Consider the following 677-nt stretch of genomic DNA (forward strand, 5'->3'; position numbering starts at 1 on the left):
GAGGTTAAATTTTATAACCCCTCTTCTTTACTGGAAAAAAAGGCAGGAGCAAACAAGCTATGGATATTTCCATTTTACCACAAGTTACTGCAGAACAAAACAGATCGCTTAATCCGTCTCGTAAGGGCGATACTCGGACTTCGTTTTCATCATCCCGTAAATAATCCGAACCGCTCGCCGCATGATACAAACCAGGGCCTGGGGCTTGGTCTTTCCCTCTCTGATTCTGCGGAGAAAATACTCATGAAACACAGGGTGTCGCGGCTTGCCACCTTTGGAGACCTGGACAAGCTGGACAGCGAGAAAATAGAAAATGCCATGCAATACCCGATTTCCCTGGCGGCTGCGCTGCTCCTTACCTTTTCCAGCAGAGGAAAACAAAACGGGAGCGATGCCTGCAAAGCGGGCCAGTTTATCGGAGTTAGGGAAGCGGTTAATATCCCCGATCTCAGAAATGATGTGACTGGCGGTATTCAAGTTAATTCCCGGCACGGTATCAAGCTTGTAGCCGGTCAAGGGCAGCAGGGTTTTTAATTCTCCGTCTATTCCTTCAATGGCCTGCTGTTTGTAGCGAAGCTCCTGAATGATACTTTTGACAATAAAGTCCCGTTCAGCCTGAAACTCCCGGTGAGTATCGCCATCGGCTGCCACCAGGTCAAGAATCGTCTGCGCCTTCT

Annotated in this window: 1 protein-coding gene; it reads right to left on the reverse strand. The window is 48.7% G+C overall.

Annotated features, from left to right (window positions below; translation table 11 throughout):
- Positions 1 to 108 precede the first annotated feature (108 nt).
- The coding region (locus ALO_RS20380; protein WP_004100135.1) for a transposase at positions 109 to 677 on the reverse strand (569 nt) is incomplete at its 5' end.

Source organism: Acetonema longum DSM 6540 (assembly GCF_000219125.1).
In the GTDB taxonomy this organism is placed as follows: Bacteria; Bacillota; Negativicutes; order Sporomusales; family Acetonemataceae; genus Acetonema; species Acetonema longum.